An 18636-nucleotide genomic window follows, 5' to 3' on the forward strand; every position below is an offset into this window, starting at 1 on the left:
GTTTAAAATGAATAAATTGTAGTTTCGCCTCGTCAAAAATAATAATTCTTTTGCCTCTTTCACGTGCCATTCAAATAATTGGGGAACCTTTTACAGAATTGACCAGTGTTGACAGTACCAACAACTATGCCATGGGCATTGTTCAAAATGGTGCAGGAATACATGGCAGTGCCTGGTTTGCCCACGAACAAACAGCCGGTAAGGGACAACGCGGCAAAGTGTGGAAAACAGCCCCTTTGCAAAACGTTATCCTGTCTGTGTTGCTGGATACCAGCTGGTTACCGCTTTCCAAACAATTTTACCTGAGTATGGCGGCTTCGCTGGCCTGGCACGATTTCTACAGCAAATATGCGCTGGACGAAACAAGAATTAAATGGCCAAACGACTTGTATTGGCGTGACAGAAAGGCAGGAGGAATGCTGATTGAAACGGTGGTAAAAGGCAGTAAATGGCAGTGGGCCGTAGTAGGAATGGGCACTAATGTAAACCAGGGAGCCTTTGAAGAACTGCAACGCGCTGTTTCATTAAGGCAAATTACTGGTAAAACTTTCGATACAGTAGCCCTGGCCAAAGAGCTGTGTGCTTGCCTGCAAATTCGCTATACTCAGTTGCAACAGAGTATCAATAACCCCGAAAAAGAGCGGCTGTTACTGGAATCTTACAACAACATCCTGTTTAAGCGGGGTGAAAGGGTAATGCTGAGAAAAGAAAACACAGCGTTTACCTGCGTGATTGATTATGTAGACAGCAATGGCCTCCTTTGGGTAAAAGAAGCCATGCAGGAAAGTTTTCAGTTTGGCGAAGTGCAATGGGTGCTTTAGCTGGCTGCTTCCCATGCTTCAAACACCTGTTGTGTTTGATTTTTAGTATCGGGTTTATCCAACACTTTATACACGCTACCTTCTTCATCAATTAAAAATGTGGTGCGGATAGTGCCCATATGAGTTTTGCCCATAAAGGTTTTTTCGCCGTACACGCCATATTTTTCAACAATAGCTTTGTCTTCGTCTGCAATCAGCGGAAAAGGCAACTCGTATTTGGTTTCAAACTTCTTGTGACTTTTTACGCTATCTGTGCTTACACCAATTACCTGATAGCCTTTTTTCAGTAAGTCACTGTAGTTATCACGCAGGTTACAGGCCTGTGCAGTACAACCTGGAGTGTCATCTTTCGGGTAGAAATACAGTACTACTTTTTTACCTTTAAAATCGTGCAGCGATACGGTGTTGCCGTTCTGATCGGTGCCTGTAAAATCTGGTGCTTTACTTCCTTCTTTTATTGTTGCCATTGGGTTCTTTTTTAATAAAATTAAATTCACGTACACTGGTGTTACCAGCCAGATCCTGTACCGACACACTCAGCACGTGTTCACCTAAGGTGCAATGTTCGTCAAAAGTATAGATATAATCGTAGGTGCTGTGGGTGAATAATATCCACTGCCCATCTAGGTAAGCATTGAAGTTGCGTACTTCATCAATATTATCGCTGCAACGCACGCGAATGCTGCTTTGGGTGGTAAATACCTGGTTGTCTTTCCAGCCTATGGGAGTAATGGAAGGAGGTACAGTGTCTACCAGCAACTGCACATTGCCCAGGCGGTTAAAGCTGCCGCTAAACCAGCCATTAGAAGCAGGTTGTGCTTTCTGGTATAAACGATAACGGCCACTTTGCAGCTGCATCACCAATCTATCCGTATAATTAGCAGCTACGGGCTGCAAAGGTAGTTGCACGGTATACATATCGTGTACCGGCACGTTTTCATTGTGCAACAGGGCTTGTGAAGAAGCCTGTGGCCATTGCTGGCGGGGCTGCTGGCCCAGCACAAAAGGTACTATATCGTAAAAAGCAAAGGCATCGAAAGACGCTTTTACTTCCTGCTCGTTAATGTTGTAAGGTTGGTTTGGCGGCACGGCCACGCTGTTCATAGTAAAAAACAGGTCTTCCTGTAAAGTGCTGTCGTAGCGCACCATATACTGCATTACAGTGCTGTTGCCTTCCACATCTTTCAGCAGTATACGAACCGTGTGTGGCAGGGTATCGGTAAGCGAGATAACGCCATTGTTGTCATCTGTATTATAAATGCTTAACTCGTTACCTGGCAGGCGCGACAAATGCTGAATGCCTTTGCCGGTGTGCAAAAAGGTAGCGTAATCAATGCTGCCATTCACGTACCGGCTATCAGGATAAGAGAAATTGTTTACCTGAAAATAGCAGCGCAGGCTATCGTCCATCCACAAACCCGCTTCATAAATGCCAAACAGGAAAGATGAGCTGTTGGTACGGTCTTCTGCCCGAACGCCGAAGCTAATGCGGGGCGAGCCTATGTGCAGGGTATCACCACCACCTTTCAGCTGGTAGCTACCTTTGTTATTCACGATGGCAATGGGTTTGGGGCTGGTTTGGTAGGTGCTGTAACGGCGATCGAACCAATATAATCCTTCCAGCACGGGGGGAATATTATCTTCTACCTCCATTCCAAACAGCAGGGGATTCAGGTTTTTGCCGGTGCGGGTGTCACGAATTTCGAAATGCAGGTGTGGTCCGCCGGAAGAGCCGGTATTACCGCTCCAGGCAATAAACTGGCCTTTTTCTACCGGAAACTGACCGGGCGAAAAGGTAATATCCTGTTCCCACTGTTTATCTGTATATTGTTTTTGAATAATATAATGGCTAAGTGTATCGTAATAACCGTTCAAATGGCCATATACCGTGGTAAAACCGTTAGGGTGCTGAATATATATGGCTTTTCCATATCCATAGCGTTGAATAGAAATACGACTGATAAAACCACCGGCAGCGGCATAAACAGGCAGGTTTTCACGTTGTTTGGTGCGGATATCCAGCCCCATATGGAAGTGATCTTTGCGAATTTCTCCAAAATTGGCGCTCAGCTGTATGGGCACTCCCAGCGGGTTACGGAAGTATTCCTGCGGGAAAACAGTGGCAGATTGGGCTTGGATACGGAGGTTGCTTACGAGAAGCACTAAAAAAAATAATGGCTTGGGCATCAAAAAATAAAATTTATCCGGCTACAATTGATTTCTAAAACTTACTTTTGCGCAATTTATCCAGCCGGAGCAACATAAACAACCGCTTTCGGGTAAATTGCTTTAATAACATTAAAAGCACTAGTAGCAAGTACCATGCCCAGAGACAATTCAATTAAGTCAGTACTAATTATCGGATCAGGACCTATTGTGATAGGACAAGCATGTGAATTTGATTATTCAGGTTCACAAGCCGCGCGTAGTTTACGTGAAGAAGGAATAAAGGTGATACTGATTAACAGTAACCCTGCCACTATTATGACCGATCCTATGATGGCCGACAGGGTATACCTGCTTCCGCTGACTGTGGATAGTATTGAGCAGATTCTGGAAGAGAATCAGATTGACGCGGTTCTGCCTACCATGGGCGGACAAACTGCGTTGAACCTTGCCAAAGAAGCCGAAGAGTTAGGCGTTTGGGAAAAGTACAACTGTCGCCTTATAGGGGTGGACATTAAAGCAATTGATAAAGCAGAAGACAGGGAAAAATTCCGTCAGTGGATGATCCAGATGGGCGTTCCCGTTGCCCCTGCTAAAACAGCCAACAGCTTCTTGGAAGGCAAAGAATTTGCACAGGAAATTGGCTTCCCATTAGTAATCCGTCCTTCTTTCACCCTGGGCGGTACAGGTGGTGGCTTTGTACACAGTAAAGATCAGTTGGATGAAGCATTGAACCGTGGTTTGTCTGCTTCTCCTATACATGAAGTACTGGTAGAAAAAGCAGTATTAGGCTGGAAAGAATTTGAATTGGAACTGTTACGGGATTCTGCTGATAACGTAGTAATTATATGTACGGTAGAAAACTTCGACCCAATGGGGATACATACCGGTGATTCTATCACGGTTGCACCTGCCATGACGTTAAGCGATACCGCGTTTCAACTGATGCGTAACACCGCTATCGACATCATGCGCGATCTGGGCAACTTTGCCGGTGGTTGTAACGTACAGTTCTCTTTAAATCCTGAAACAGAAGAACTGATTGCTATTGAAATTAATCCGCGCGTAAGCCGTTCTTCTGCGCTGGCTTCTAAAGCAACCGGTTATCCTATCGCTAAAATAGCAGCGAAACTGGCCATTGGTTATAACCTGGATGAACTGAAAAACCAAATCACCAAAACAACTTCTGCCTATTTCGAGCCTGCACTGGACTACGTAATTGTAAAAGTGCCACGCTGGAACTTCGACAAGTTCAAAGGCGCTAATGATACATTAGGTTTACAAATGAAAAGCGTTGGTGAAGTAATGGCTATTGGCCGCAGCTTTACCGAGGCTATCCAGAAAGCCTGTCAGAGCCTGGAAAACGATGCTATAGGTTTAGGCTACTATGGCAAAAGCCTGATGAAAACAGACGAGTTGATTGAATATATCAAAACTCCGAAGTGGGATCGTATTTTCCGCATCAAAGATGCGCTGATGCAAGGCGTAACTGTAAAAACCATTGTTCAGGCTACACATATCGACCGCTGGTTCATTTACCAGATTCAGCAATTATGTGATATAGAGAAAGAACTGGCTACACATACACTGGATACATTGCCACTGCAATTGCTGAAAGACGCTAAGAAAAACGGTTTCAGCGATGAGCAGATTGCAAAACTGTTACGTACAGATTGCACAGATGACCAGGTGTATGAGAAAAGAAAAGCAGCTGGTATTACCCGTGTATACAAAATGGTAGATACCTGTAGCGCTGAGTTTGAGGCTAAAACGCCTTATTTCTACAGCAGCTTTGAAAATTAATCGATTTACACAAAGCATTATATTTATAGCGGATGACAGCTGCCAACCAGTTGTCATCCGCTTTTCTTCTTATATATGACGCACGCAACCAAGGGCATTGTATTACGCACGGTTAAATATGGCGAAACCAGCATTATTGCCAGTGTGTATACCGAGTTGTTCGGGTTGCAGAGTTATATGGTAAAAGGGGTACGGCAATCTTCTAAAAAATCGCAGGGTAAAGCAGGCTTGTTTCAACCCGGCGCTATTTTGCAGATGGAAGTGTATCATAACGAATTCAAGCACCTGCACTTTATAAGGGAGTACGACTGGGCTTACTTATACGATAAGGTGTTTTTTAACGTGGTGCGTAATGCAGTGGCCATGTATGTTATTGAAGTGGTACAGCACAGTCTCAAACAGCCCGAAGCCAACCCCGAATTGTTTTACCTGATAGAAGATACTTTAAAACAACTGGACAGAGGCGCGGATACACTGGTGGCCAATCTTCCCATTTATTTTACCCTGCATCTGGGTAGTGAACTGGGGTTTCAATTGCAAGGAGAGTTTAGCAAGCGAACGCCTGTGTTGGATTTGCAGGAAGGTATGTTTACCGCAGAACCACCTACCCATCCTTATTTTGTAAGTGGCGAAACAGCAGCTTTTGCTTCCCGCATCAACAGCATCCAATTCTATAATGATCTGGAAGATATTCATATGTCGCGTTTTCACCGTCGCGATTTGTTGGAAAATCTGCAACATTATATCGCATTGCACGTAACCGATTTTGGTACTTTACGTAGCCTGGAAATTTTACAGGAAGTATTAGCATAAATAATATTATTCTAAATGAATTTTAATGTGTAGAATCCATGGGATGTGTAGCTTGCACATCGTATGAACCAACCACAACCTTCTGCGCAAATTTTTCAAACCAAAGGTCCCGGCCGCTGGCAACGCTTCAAATGGGGCGGTCGAATTGTTTTATTCCTGGTAATTCTTGCAGGTGTAGTGCTGTATCTCTCGCTGCATAATGCCTACATGCCCTCCCTACCTCAACTGAAAGACCGGAATGAATTACTGAAAAGCGCTTTACAGGATAAACCCATCTTTTATAAAGAGTCCAGGCTGGGCAAGCAATACCGGGGTTTCCGTAGTTTTATCACTAAACAATGGAACAGGGGAAACGGTGTAGGACAACGCAATGAACGTTTAGATTTGTCAAACTCCCCTTTATTCAGCGATAGCCTGGGGGTGCGGGCTGCCTTCTATGTTGCCTGGGATGCGCAATCGTATTTTTCTTTAAAGCGCAATATCTCTCATGTAAACCTGGTGATACCGGAATGGTTTTTCCTGGATGCCAATACCGATACACTTACTGTAAACATTGATGTAAGGGCATTTAGCCTGATTAAAAAGTCGGGCGTTAAAGTAATGCCCATGCTCACCAACTTTTGTGTAGATAAATTCAGGGGGGATGTTATACACCGTATACTGCACGATCCGGCCAAGAAGGCACGTTTAATTAATGATATTTCCCGGTTTTTACTAGCCAATCATTTTCAAGGTATCAACATTGACTTTGAAGAGTTGCAGGAAGAAACAAACGAACCATTAGCATTGTTTCAGCAGGAATTATACGAAAGTCTGCACAGCAAAGGCTTAATGGTAACACAGGATGTGGCGGTGTTTAATGAAGATTATGATTATCCCACACTGGCAAAATATAACGATTATCTCTTTTTAATGGCTTATGACGAGTTTTCTACCAACACTCAGCCAGGGCCTGTAAGCAGTCAGAAGTGGATTGAAGCTGCGGTGGATCATATCGCTAAACAAGTGCCTTCCGATAAAATTGTATTGTGTATTGCGGGTTATGGGTACGACTGGCCGCAGGGTAAAGAAGCTGCTAACGTAACATTCCAGGAAGCAGTGAGTATTGCACGTGAGCGAAAAGTGGAAACTGATTTTGATAACAATACTTATAATATCAAGTTTTCTTATGTAGATGACAACAATGTTCCACACACGGTATTTGCTACCGATGCCGCTACTAATTTTAATACACTACGCTTTGCTACTGAGTATGGGTTAGCCGGAACAGCTTTATGGCGTTTAGGAAGTGAGGATAGCCGTATCTGGGATTTTTATGATAAGCCCATGACCAAAGCAGCCTTACGAAAGTTTGATTTTAGTGAGTTTAGCCGTGTAGAAAGCTCTGACGACGTAGATTATATAGGAGAAGGTGAAGTGCTGGATGTAGTAGCTACACCGCGGCCCGGCCATATTTCTACGGAACTGGATACTATTGATATGCTGATTAGTGAAGAACATTATGATTCTTTACCTTCTATGTATGTAGTTCAGAAATGGGGTAAACCCATTGGTAAAAAAATGGTGTTGACTTTTGATGATGGTCCTGATCCTGTTTATACAAAGCAAATACTGGATACACTGGCTAAGTATAAAGTGCCGGCGGCTTTCTTCCTGGTGGGCCTGGAAGCGGAGAATAATATTCCTTTAGTAAAAAGAATATTTAAAGAAGGGCATGAAATAGGTAACCACACTTTTACGCATCCTAACATGGCGCGTGTAAGTGAACAACGTGCCTTTCTGGAAATGGATGCAACACGGCTGTTACTAGAGTGTTTAACGGGGCGCAGCACTATTCTTTTCCGTGCGCCTTACAATGCTGATAGTGAACCTGAAACCATAGAAGAGCTGGTGCCTGTAGCATTAAGTCGTACACGTAATTATTTAACTATTGGTGAAAGTATTGACCCTAACGATTGGGAAGCAAGCATTGATCCTAATCTGAATGCAGATACTATTTTCAATCGTGTGGTCCGTTTCCAGGACAGAGGTAATGTAATTCTGTTGCATGATGCCGGCGGCCCCCGTGAGCATACGGTAGAAGCGCTGCCCCGTATTATCAAGTATTTCCGTAGCAAGGGATATACATTTACCACTATTGCCGATTTGTTAGGCAAAAACAAAGACGAGTTAATGCCGCCTGTGCCTAAAGGCAGTGGTTTTGATATTATACAATCTAATTTTTTACTGGTACAAATCGGCTATTATGGTAGCCATGTTCTGTTCGCGCTTTTTATTGTATTCCTGATACTAAGCACTATCCGGCTGCTGGTAATGGCAGTACTGGCCATTTTGCAAAAGCGAAAAGAGCAGAAGCTGGCCGCATTGCCGGCGCTTTCTACAGCTAATGAAAGCCTGCCGCTTGTTTCTATCATTGTACCTGCTTATAACGAAGAAGTAAACGCAGTAAGCTCTTTGCAAAACCTGTTGCTGTGCGATTATCCTTTTTTCGAAATACTGTTTATTGATGATGGTAGTAAAGACAGTACATATGAAAAAGTTTCACAGGCATTTGCCGGGCACAGCCAGATAAAAGTATTTACCAAACCTAATGGAGGTAAAGCCTCTGCATTGAACTATGGTATCAATCAATCTCATGCCGATTTTGTAGTATGTATTGATGCAGATACCCAGCTACGCCCGGATGCGGTAGGGTTGCTGATGCAACATTTCCTGCGTCCTCTACAACCAGGGCAGCCGCAAATGGGCGCTGTGTCCGGAACAGTTAAGGTGGGTAACACAGTAAATATTCTTACCAAATGGCAAAGCATTGAATACATTACCAGTCAGAATTTTGATCGCAAAGCGTTTGCCTATATCAATGCCATTACTGTGGTGCCTGGTGCCATTGGGGCATTTAGAAAAGATGCGCTGATTATGGCAGGTGGGTTTACTACCGATACACTTGCCGAAGATTGCGACATCACTATCCGTATACTAAAAGCGGGTTTTGTAGTGGCCAATGAGTCTAAGGCTTATGCGTATACAGAAGCGCCGGAAACGTTAAAGCAATTTATGAAACAGCGTTTCCGCTGGAGCTTTGGAGTTATGCAAACGGTATGGAAAAACAAGGATGTTACCTTTAACTTCCGGTATAAATCCCTCGGATGGCTTGCTTTTCCCGATATATTATTATTTAAGTATGTAATTCCCTTTTTCACACCATTGGCCGATTTGCTAATGATTATTGGGTTATTTACCGAAAACGCTACCCGTATTGGTAAGTATTACCTGCTATTTACAGTGGTAGATGCGGCTATTGCGCTATTCGCATTTTCGCTGGAAAGCGAAAAACCCGGGAAATTAGTATGGATGTTACCTCAAAGATTGGTGTATCGCTGGCTTTTGATGGTAGTATTAATACGTTCACTGTTAAGGGCTGTTAAGGGAGAATTGCAGCATTGGGGCGTATTAAAGCGCACGGGTAATGTGAAACAGATGAGGTAATTGCGTAAAATGTAAAACTTTTAAGCAGTTTTTTAACATCAAAAGTATTTTTGATACTATACAAAAAACTACCTTTACAATGTTTTTTAAGGGTTTAGGGTTGAAGTCCCTGCTATTCATAGCAGGGAATTTTTTTTATATAAGGTCCCATTTTTATATGTGTGGCAGGTGTTCTGGCTAATGAGATGTCTCTCATCACTACATTTACCAGAACAAATACCAATGCTAATGCTAAGAGTTTTTCTCCTGATATTCTTTGGTACCTGGTTCCTGTTTGCCCAAAGCCAAAATCTTCCCAGCTTACTTACTGAAAAAAATATCAATGCCACTTTTGCTATTGCTGCATACGATGCCGAGGCAAAAGAATGGGGTATTGCTGTAGCTACTAATAACTTATATGTAGGAAACTCTACTATTTATATCCAGCCTGGTGTGGGGGCTATTGCGGTGATTGCCGAAACGGAACCCGCCTATGGTATTAAAGGGTTGCAACAACTACAAAAAGGCAAAACTCCTCAACAGGTTATACAAGAGCAATTAATAAAAGACGAAGATGCTACCTATCGCCAGGTTTGTGTAATCGATAGCATAGGTAATTCTTTTGCTTATACCGGCAACACGCTTACTTACTGGAAAGGGGTATCCTCCCATAAAACAGGGAAAGGATATGCGGTAATGGGCAACCAGTTAGCACCACATGTGTTAGATAGCCTGGCTATTGTTTTTGAACAAACCAAAGGAACGTTGGCACAAAGGCTTACAGCAGCCCTGGTTGCCGGACAACATGCAGGAGGACAAATAAATGGTAAGCAGTCCTGCGCGGTAATGGTAAAAGGCAGTAATAATGAATGGTTTAACCAGATAGATTTTCGTGTAGATAACTCCCACACTCCTTTTGAAGACTTACAAAAATTACTCAACTATCATTATGGGCGCATCCGGCTAAACCAGGCTATTTACCAGGTAAGGGAAGGGCGTATGGATAGAGGTGTACAACTGTTGCAGGAAGGTGAAAAACTGGTAAGTGGGTGGACGGGCATTTATGGAAAAATTGTGACTGCTTATCTGTTGCTTCATCAGGATAGCACTGCTGTGCAATGGATACAGCGCGCTTTACGGGAAGTGCCGGAATGGCGGGAAAATCTCCCGGCGTTTTATTGTTTGAAAGATGCACCTGGTATGCAAGGCCTGATACAATCCTCTTTTTTTACTGCAAAAGACTGGATGGCTGCCATTCAGCAGTACCAGAACCTGGGTTTACATACAGAAGCAATTAATCTGGCTAAACAAACCCTGCAACAATATCCTTTGCATTCTTATATCTGGTATTTATTGGGAAAAAGCTACAAAGTAATTGGCTATCCTAAAGATGCAGCCAGTGCTTTCGCCCGTTCTTTACAGCTGGATCCTGCGAATCTGGAAGCCAGGCTGTAGCCTAAAATACTTTGAATTTTATAATTTTTGCTTTGAATAGCGTAAGTGTAATCGTTCATCCGTCGTTTAATTTTGTATTTACAAAAGACGGGTAATGAATACTAAAAAAACATGGTTTATATCCGGCGCAAACAACGAACTAGGCATTAGCCTTGTAAAACAACTATTGCAGCTGGGACACAATGTGGCGGCAACTTCTCCCAACATCTACGACCTGATACAGACTATAGGTGACGACCATCCTGCTTTTCTTCCACTACAGCTGGATACTGCATCTGATAGTGCTGTGGCACAGGTGTTGAAAAGCGTGAACGAAGTTTTTGGGCGCATTGATGTAGTGGTGAATAATGGAAGCTATAGCACTAACCGGAGTGTCTCATTACAACTGCGTAAAGAAACCAATCGGCACTTTGAAAAGAATGTATTTGGCACCTTACATGTTATCAGAAGAGCCATGCCTTATTTGCAGGCACAGCAATCGGGGCATATCATCAATATCGTTTCAGATGAAGGCGTAAATGCTGCTATAGGTTGGGCACCTGATGCTGCCGCTAAGCATGCGGTAATGGGCTTTTCAGAGGTGTTGTATAAAGATGCAGGAGCATTTGGCGCGCACGTAACGGTGGTAACGCCTGGCAGTTTTTGCCATGCTTCTGTGCCGGAGTCACTAATTATCAGCAAGCGTCCTTTAGAAGCTTATGACGCTGTAAAAAGTTCACATGTAAAATACCTACAGGCTAGCGCGTTGCAGGCCACCAGTACCTGCCGGGTTGCTATGGGCATTATTGATGTGGCCGAAGAGGATAATCCACCTTTATACTTAGTTGTAGGTAACAGTTCTGGCAAAGAAGTAAAAGCAGTAAAATGGCAATCAGAAGCTGCTTATGCTGCAAAATTCTTTTATACACCAGCGGATTATGGAGCCTTGATCGGTAGCAATTAGCAGAAACCGTAACTTTGGGAATATCACCTTAAACCTTTCGTCATGAAACCTGCCCAAAGTTTCTACAGCTTGCTTGCTGTACTATGTATAGTTTTTGCATCCTGCAACAATAGCACTAAGCCGCCGGCGTCTCAAGTGATTACCCCTGCTAACCTGACCGAACAATATTTTGCTATCAGTACAGATGTGGATACTACACTTACCACAAAAGAGGGCATTAGAGTGCATATCCCGGGAGGAAGTATACAAGCTGATGGAAAGCGGGTAACAGTGGTTATTAAAGAAGCATTGTCGTTATATGATATGCTTAACGGTGGCCTTACTACCATGTCTGGTAAGGAGTTATTGCGCAGCAATGGTATGTTTTACATTTCTACTAAAGAAGCTTCTAAAATTGTAAAGCCGTTACAGGTAGAGGTGCCTGCTGTGTATGCTGATACCAGTATGAAGTTGTATAGTGGGGTGGAAAAAGAAGGAAGAATTGATTGGGAAGAACCTAAATCGCTTCAAAGCAGTGATACTGCCAATTGTGACGCACGGCTTTTATTTAATAATAACTGTGCTTCCTGTCATGCAATAGCTAAAAAACTTACTGGGCCTGCTTTGGCTAATGTGGAAAACAGATGGCCCAACAAGCGACATTTAATTGAGTTTATAAGAAACAACCAGGCTGTGATTCATAGCGGAAAATGTGCCTATGCTGTTTGTCTTTATGATGAATATAACAAAACGCCTATGAATACATTCCCTTCACTTTCTGATGATGACATTGAATGTCTTTTGAAATATTTTAGGCGAGAAACAGAAAGGCTGGGGGTGACGGAGTTTCCAAAGAAAACTTCAGCGGCTGAAGATTCTACTAATCTGGCATACCTAGAGAAGTTATGGGCTAAAAGGGAAGCATACATGGAGGAAAATGGGGCTAAAGTTGAGTACAATAGAAATTACGATACCGCTTTTACTGTAAGCGTCGATTCTTTGTTAGTGCAGCCTGTTATTATCGATACAAAAAAAGTCGTGCCACCTTATGAAAATGCTGAGTATTATAAGATTACTATTAATACGTATGGCTGGCATAACATTGATTGTATACTGGATATGCCTGATGTTGCCAATAGTAAGTTGGTAGTTAAAAAGAAAGGAGTTTATAGTGATGTGATTAATATGTATCTGGTCATCCCTTCCTATAAAGTATTTGTAGAAGGTGGACTTCTTGAAAACAAAGTAGATTATGGTTTTTATGCAGTCGATGGAAACATTTCATTGCCTATGAATAAAGATGCTTTTATTATTGCAATAGGAGAAAAAGGGGGTAGGATCTTTTATGGGCAGCGATATTTTAGAACATCGCCCACACAAACGATTGAAATGTCTATTGAAGAGGTTAGTAAAAGGGAATTAGAAAAGAACTTGGAAAACTTAAAAATGGAAGATGCCACTTTCGAAGTAAAAAAGACAAAGCACTTTAAAGACATGAAAGCGCTGGACAAGGAAATAGAGCGAATGAAAGAAAAAGTGAAAGGGGTGATTTGTAATTGTCAACATCCTATAGGTGGGGCTTAGTGTTGTTATGTTACAAATCAATAAAATATTTTTAATTACCTTTGCTACTTTTTAAATAACACTGTAAGTTTTGAGCCATGTAATGTCACACACATATTCATGTTAATGAAAGCCTTCCTTCTCAGGGACAGGCGGTGACTTTTATTGTTTTAACTAAAGAAATATTACATGGCCATTTCAAGAAAATATGGCCGTACATATCATTATCCATTTTCGCCGGGTACTACCAGTGACGACAGAATTATTGTTGATTACTGGAAGTATGTAAGTGCGATGAAGGAGTTGGTACATACGGAAAAGCTGGATGGAGAAAATAATTGCTTATCCAGGCTGGGTGTTTTTGCCCGTTCTCATGCGGCACCTACCACTTCGCCGTGGACCGAAGATTTACGGCGATACTGGCAACTGATTAAAAATGATTTGGGTGTGCTGGAAGTATTTGTGGAAAACCTATATGCAGTGCATTCTATTGAATATAAAAACCTTGATCATCACTATTATGTGTTTGCAGTGAGAGAGGGGGAACATTGGTTGGGTTGGGAAGAAACAAAGTTTTACGCTGCTATGCTTGATTTGCCGGTAGTGCCGGAAATAAAAAGGATGACACCTCCGCATCAACAGGCAGTGTTTGAAAGTGAAGTGAAGCAAATAGTACAGGGAAGTGGCATGTTGATGCCTTTTGATGCAGCAAGTGGAGTGCCTGTGACAATGGAAGGCATTGTCACAAGAAATGCCGAAGGCTATGCAATGGAGGATTTTGCGTGTAATGTGTTTAAATATGTTCGCAAAGGGCATGTAAAAACAGATGTGCATTGGACGCGCAACTGGAAAAGGGCTTCCTTAAAAAATGAAGGAGGAAAGTATGTGGACAATCGGTAAAGAGAAAAGCTGGGAATACCTGGAGCGTACATTTGAATGGGTGGCTATTATGAAAGAGGTACCACAGGATGCACGTCATCATGCCGAGGGTAATGTGGCCATTCACACCCGTATGGTGCTGGATGCGTTGATAAAGGAACCAACGTATGCACAATTGTTGCCACAGCAACAGGAAATTTTATGGGCAGCGGCATTGTTGCACGATGTAGAAAAGGCTACTACCACGATAACAGTGCCTGATGGTAGTATTACGTCACATGGGCATGCCAGAAAAGGAGCTATGAAAGCCAGGCAGCTATTATACAAAGAGATAGATACCCCTTTTTCTATAAGGGAAAGTGTGGTGAGCCTGGTGCGGTATCATGGTTTGCCTTTGTGGTTGTTTGAAAAGCCCGATCCGGTAAAGGCGGTTGTGATGGCCAGCCTGGAAATAAATATGCAATGGCTGGCTTTGCTGGCAAGGGCGGATGTGTTGGGCAGGGTTTGTGCCGATCAGGCGGAATTGCTGTATCGTATTGACTGCTTTGAAGAGTTCTGTAAAGAGCATCATTGCTGGGGTGTTCCTTTTCATTTTCCTTCGCCTGCTGCCAGGATGTATTATTTTTCGCAGCAAGAAGGCTACACCGGATATGAGCCTTTTAAAACAGCTGTCGCAGAAGTGATTATGATGAGCGGCTTGCCGGGTTCGGGAAAAGACAGTTACGTTAGAAGGCACTATAAGGACAAACCTGTTGTTTCGCTTGACCAGTTACGTACAGAAATGGGTATCGCTGCTACCGATAAAAACGGAAACGGAAAGGTGATTCAGGCAGCTAAAGAGCAGGCCCGGGAAATGTTAAGAAAACAAACCGGTTTTGTGTGGAATGCTACCAACATTACCCGGCAAATGCGTATGCAGTTAATAGAGCTGTTTATGGCCTATGATGCCAGCGTAAAAATTATTTATATAGAAGTTCCTTATAATAAATTACATGGGCAAAATAAAAGCAGGAACGAAGTGGTACCTGCTGCTGTAATAGATAAACTGGCTGGCAAACTGGAGGTGCCAGCCTTGTGGGAGGCGCACGAAGTAGAATATTATGCTTAATAAATAACCCGCCATATCCTTTGTGGCGGGTGTTTAATTGTCTTACATTTAATATGCAATTAAACAGTATCCTATGCTCAGGCAAATTTTCACGCCGCTTGCCCTCCAATATGCCAAAGACGATGATACGGTAACCGGGCTTTGGATAGAAATTGAACAGCAGCATTCTCAAAAGGGGCGTTATTATCATACACTGGCACACCTCGAAAATATCTGTCGCGATCTGCAGCAGTTTCAACATGCTATCACTAATCCCGACGCTGTATTTTTCGCGCTGTTTTACCACGATATTGTGTACAAGGTGCTGAATAAAGACAATGAAGAAAAAAGTGCCTTGCTGGCGGTAAAACGGCTTACTAACATCAATGTTCCTGCTAGTACTATAGAAGCATGCCGTAAGCATATTCTGGCAACCAAGGCGCATACGGCAGCTGATAGCAACGATACCAATATGTTTACTGATGCCGATCTGGCTATTTTAGGATATGATAAGCCGGCATACGAAACCTATATGCAGCAAGTGCGTAAGGAATATAAGATCTACCCTGATATTGTATACATACCCGGTCGTAAAAAAGTTTTAAAACATTTTCTGCAGATGGAGCGTATATTTAAGACAGAGCTGTTTTTTCAGCAATATGAGCAGCAGGCCCGTAGTAACATGGAATACGAGCTATCTATTTTATAAATATACTTTCAATGAATAACAGGGTAAAAGAGCTATCTACTGAAATACTTTCGGATAACTGGTCCATTTTAAAAAAGGCAATCTATCAATATCAGCAAAATGACGGCCGCTGGCAAACGCATGTGCGCGAAGCATATGACAGAGGCAATGGAGTGGCTATGTTGCTATATAACAAAGAACAGGGAACGGTGATACTTACGCGCCAGTTCAGACTACCTACTTATGTGAATGGCAATGAAGATGGCATGTTGATAGAAGTATGCGCAGGAAAATTAGATTCCAACAACCCTGAAGAATGCGCTAAACGGGAGGTGGAAGAAGAAACTGGCTTTAAAATAACACATATACAAAAGGTAATGGAAGCCTATACTTCACCTGGTTCTGTTACCGAAATGCTATACCTTTTTGTTGCCGAATACAATGCAGGAATGAAAGTACACGCAGGTGGAGGTGTAGCGCATGAACAGGAGGAAATTGAAGTGCTGGAAGTAACATTAGAGCAAGCTATGGAAATGATAGTTACCGGTGAGATAAAAGATGCCAAAACCATTATGCTATTACAATATGCTAAACTAAATCAGTTGATGGGATAACAGCATATCAACAACACTCTCCTCTTTGAAAGAAAACAACCTTTAGAGGGCCTTTACTTGCTGTGTCGATGATATTGTTATACCTGAAATTAAAAAGCGGCTTTTGCGTACCAATTCATACGCAAAAGCCGCTTTTGGTAGAAGCTGTATTACAGCAATGTGGTTATCAGCACTAATTCTTTCTGTTGTTATTATTGTTGTTGTGATTTATACTTTCCGAAAGCGCCGCTACGGCGCCAATAGCTACAATGGCGCCTACCGTGGGAGCCGTTTTCCCATAGCCTGTTTTTTCTGATACATAAAACCTGTCGCCGCTTTTTAAATCGTACAGCGCTATGTTATCGGGGTTGGTGTTAGTGTTAATGATTTCTGCAATGTAAAACTGTTGCTGATAAGAAACCTTTTTGTCGGAGTTGTTAGAGACGATGGTAAGATAGCTGTTAAATACCAGCGGGGTGTTCTCTTTGGTAAAAGAAACCGACTTTCCTTTCACCGTTGGTACATCTGTCTGGTTAGTAGGTAGCTTCACTTTTTTAAAGGCAGTGTCTGGTATACTATTTACAAACACATCCATTAATTGCAAAGGCGTTCGCTTTACAAAAGAATGCGGAGGTATAAAATCGCTGTATTGCGGCAGGGTAATGGTGCCGTTGATGTTACCGTTACTGGTACTCCAGCGGGTGCCCCAATTATAGCTGGCGCTGTTAATGTCGGCGTTTAAGTTGGCAGAATTACCTGCATAACTAACAGCACTGTCGTTATAGGTCAATGCCGATCGTTGCCAGTCAATCAGCAATGGTTCGTCCAGCTTATTGTGTATCTCAATAGAAACCGGAGCATTTTCGCCATAAAAGGAATAGATAATTTTTAAAGAGTCGTTTTCCTGTACAAAGCGGCCATCCACTTCGCTCCGTACAGTGTTAGTGCTGGCGATGGTACTGAGCTGGTACCGGGAGCATGATACAAGTGCAAAAGAAAATGCACCTATTGCGCACGCCACAGAAGTAAGCCTTTTCATAGTAGAGTTTTTAGCATTGTATAATGAAAGTACAGCAAGGTTTCAGTTGTTGAAAGTGCCCATATATGCTTTATTAATAATTTAACAGCGTGTTGCACCCTGCGTAATTTGTGTAATTTAGCCGCATGAGTTACTATATACGTGTATTGGGTACGAAAGACCCTGATATTCATTTAGATGAACTGCTGGATGCGCTGGAAGCAGATGGTTTACGCGCAAAGTTTGCGGTAGCAGATGATGAAAAGCCTGAAAAATGGACTGCCATAGAAATATTAAGTGACAAGGAAGAAGTGCTTACCGAACTAGAGCGCAACCCGGTAAAAAAGGGCGATTTTGGTCTGGAAGAGCTGGAAGAGTTTAAAGAAACCATTTTAGATTTTAAACCTGCTTCTGCCGCCAAATGGTTAAATACATTTTTTGACAAGGTAAAAGTGATCTATGCTTTCCAGTTACTGGATGCGGCATTTGAAGAAAATCACTACCCTGTTGTAACCGCTATTCAGGCGGCTATCTGGCAAAAAATAGGTGGTATTTTACAGGCAGATGGTGAAGGTTTTTCTAATGAAGAAGGCTACCATATTTTGTGGCAGTTTGAAGATGATGTAGAAGGTGGCTGGAACTGTGCTGTAATAAACAGCAAAGGCGAATGGGAAAACTTTGCCATGGAGCTGGGTGATACAACACAAAGACAGGAGTTTTTAGAAGGACGTGTGCCTGCCAGTGCTACCCGCGTATAAATTAAAAAAAAGACAAAAAGCACTGACATAGGGTTGTCAGTCTGCGGTGGTTACTTTGTATGATAAAACAAACAATACTATGACTATCATTCAATTTATGCAGGAGCAGCTGGCACATGAAGGCACCACCACCCGTAGAATGTTATCACGCATTCCTAACGACAAATACGACTGGCAGCCACATGAAAAAAGCATGACTATTCAGCGGCTGGCTGTGCATATTGCCGAATTGCCATCATGGATAGGTATGGTGTTGCATACAAGCGAGTTGGATTTTGCTACCAATGCTTACCAGCCAGAAACGATCAGCAATACGCCGGCATTACTGGAATATTTTGAACGGATGTTGATGGAAGCAAAAGAACAGCTGGCAAAAGCTTCTGATGAGGTGCTATCTGATATATGGACGCTTCGTAACGGTAAAGATATTTACAGTGCCGAACCCAAGGTAGCCGTTTTAAGAATGGTGTTGAGCCAGATAATACATCACAGGGCGCAGTTAGGTGTTTACCTGCGCCTGTTGAATGTACCTATTCCGGGAAGTTATGGTCCTAGTGCAGATGAACCTAAATTTTAAATAGCTGAACAGCTGGTTGTTTGCAGCC

General features: G+C 42.6%; 16 protein-coding genes. 13 read left to right on the forward strand and 3 right to left on the reverse strand.

Translation table 11 applies throughout. The annotated features are described in order from the left end of the window. Positions 1 to 50 precede the first annotated feature (50 nt). Positions 51 to 821, forward strand: a complete 771-nt coding sequence (locus FLA_RS28830) for a biotin--[acetyl-CoA-carboxylase] ligase (protein WP_231940352.1) — start codon at positions 51 to 53, stop codon at positions 819 to 821. Here the strand turns inward: FLA_RS28830 and bcp are convergent. Beyond that, the gene (bcp, locus tag FLA_RS28835; RefSeq protein ID WP_076376882.1) at positions 818 to 1288 is read right to left on the reverse strand and encodes a thioredoxin-dependent thiol peroxidase; all 471 of its coding nucleotides are present in this window, start codon (positions 1286 to 1288) and stop codon (positions 818 to 820) included. The two genes, FLA_RS28830 and bcp, sit on opposite strands and share 4 nt — an antisense overlap. Next, the gene (locus FLA_RS28840) at positions 1263 to 3008 is read right to left on the reverse strand and encodes a M23 family metallopeptidase (RefSeq protein ID WP_076376884.1); all 1746 of its coding nucleotides are present in this window, start codon (positions 3006 to 3008) and stop codon (positions 1263 to 1265) included. Before FLA_RS28840 ends, bcp begins: the two co-directional genes overlap by 26 nt. A 189-nt stretch (positions 3009 to 3197) precedes the next feature. Here FLA_RS28840 and carB point away from each other — a divergent pair, with 189 nt between their 5' ends. From carB to FLA_RS28890, 10 genes are all read left to right on the forward strand, one after another. Beyond that, positions 3198 to 4790, forward strand: coding sequence for a carbamoyl-phosphate synthase large subunit (gene carB, locus FLA_RS28845; protein ID WP_231940353.1), 1593 nt, complete (start codon positions 3198 to 3200; stop codon positions 4788 to 4790). A 75-nt stretch (positions 4791 to 4865) separates the two neighbouring features. Then, a complete protein-coding gene (gene recO, locus FLA_RS28850; protein ID WP_076376888.1) occupies positions 4866 to 5603 on the forward strand; it encodes a DNA repair protein RecO in 738 nt (245 codons plus the stop codon). Positions 5604 to 5666: 63 nt separating this feature from the next. Then, positions 5667 to 9089 carry a polysaccharide deacetylase family protein gene (locus FLA_RS28855; protein ID WP_076376890.1) on the forward strand — a complete coding sequence of 1141 codons (3423 nt, stop codon included), beginning with the start codon at positions 5667 to 5669 and terminating at the stop codon, positions 9087 to 9089. Between the two features lie 228 nt (positions 9090 to 9317). Next, positions 9318 to 10523, forward strand: coding sequence for a DUF1028 domain-containing protein (locus FLA_RS28860; protein WP_076376892.1), 1206 nt, complete (start codon positions 9318 to 9320; stop codon positions 10521 to 10523). 94 nt (positions 10524 to 10617) lie between these two features. Then, entirely contained in the window at positions 10618 to 11466 is an 849-nt protein-coding gene (locus tag FLA_RS28865; protein ID WP_076376894.1) for an SDR family NAD(P)-dependent oxidoreductase, read from the forward strand. 42 nt (positions 11467 to 11508) lie between these two features. Beyond that, positions 11509 to 13029, forward strand: coding sequence for a c-type cytochrome (locus FLA_RS28870; protein ID WP_076376895.1), 1521 nt, complete (start codon positions 11509 to 11511; stop codon positions 13027 to 13029). Between the two features lie 168 nt (positions 13030 to 13197). After that, entirely contained in the window at positions 13198 to 13908 is a 711-nt protein-coding gene (locus tag FLA_RS28875; RefSeq protein WP_076376897.1) for an RNA ligase family protein, read from the forward strand. Continuing rightward, positions 13877 to 14995, forward strand: coding sequence for an AAA family ATPase (locus tag FLA_RS28880; RefSeq protein ID WP_076376899.1), 1119 nt, complete (start codon positions 13877 to 13879; stop codon positions 14993 to 14995). Before FLA_RS28875 ends, FLA_RS28880 begins: the two co-directional genes overlap by 32 nt. Before the next feature lie 73 nt (positions 14996 to 15068). Then, a complete protein-coding gene (locus FLA_RS28885) occupies positions 15069 to 15683 on the forward strand; it encodes an HD domain-containing protein (protein ID WP_076376901.1) in 615 nt (204 codons plus the stop codon). 11 nt (positions 15684 to 15694) lie between these two features. Beyond that, positions 15695 to 16276: an NUDIX domain-containing protein gene (locus FLA_RS28890; protein ID WP_076376903.1), complete on the forward strand. Its 582-nt coding sequence runs from the start codon at positions 15695 to 15697 to the stop codon at positions 16274 to 16276. Positions 16277 to 16448: 172 nt separating this feature from the next. On the opposite strand, the gene FLA_RS28895 is transcribed toward FLA_RS28890, so the two are convergent. Next, a complete protein-coding gene (locus FLA_RS28895; protein WP_076376905.1) occupies positions 16449 to 17294 on the reverse strand; it encodes a hypothetical protein in 846 nt (281 codons plus the stop codon). Positions 17295 to 17419: 125 nt separating this feature from the next. Between FLA_RS28895 and FLA_RS28900 the strand changes: the two genes are divergently transcribed. After that, the gene (locus tag FLA_RS28900; protein ID WP_076376907.1) at positions 17420 to 18031 is read left to right on the forward strand and encodes a hypothetical protein; all 612 of its coding nucleotides are present in this window, start codon (positions 17420 to 17422) and stop codon (positions 18029 to 18031) included. A gap of 79 nt (positions 18032 to 18110) precedes the next feature. Next, positions 18111 to 18608, forward strand: coding sequence for a DinB family protein (locus FLA_RS28905; RefSeq protein WP_076376909.1), 498 nt, complete (start codon positions 18111 to 18113; stop codon positions 18606 to 18608). The last annotated feature ends 28 nt before the right edge of the window (positions 18609 to 18636 follow it).

The sequence above is a fragment of the Filimonas lacunae genome, from assembly GCF_002355595.1.
GTDB lineage: Bacteria > Bacteroidota > Bacteroidia > Chitinophagales > Chitinophagaceae > Filimonas > Filimonas lacunae.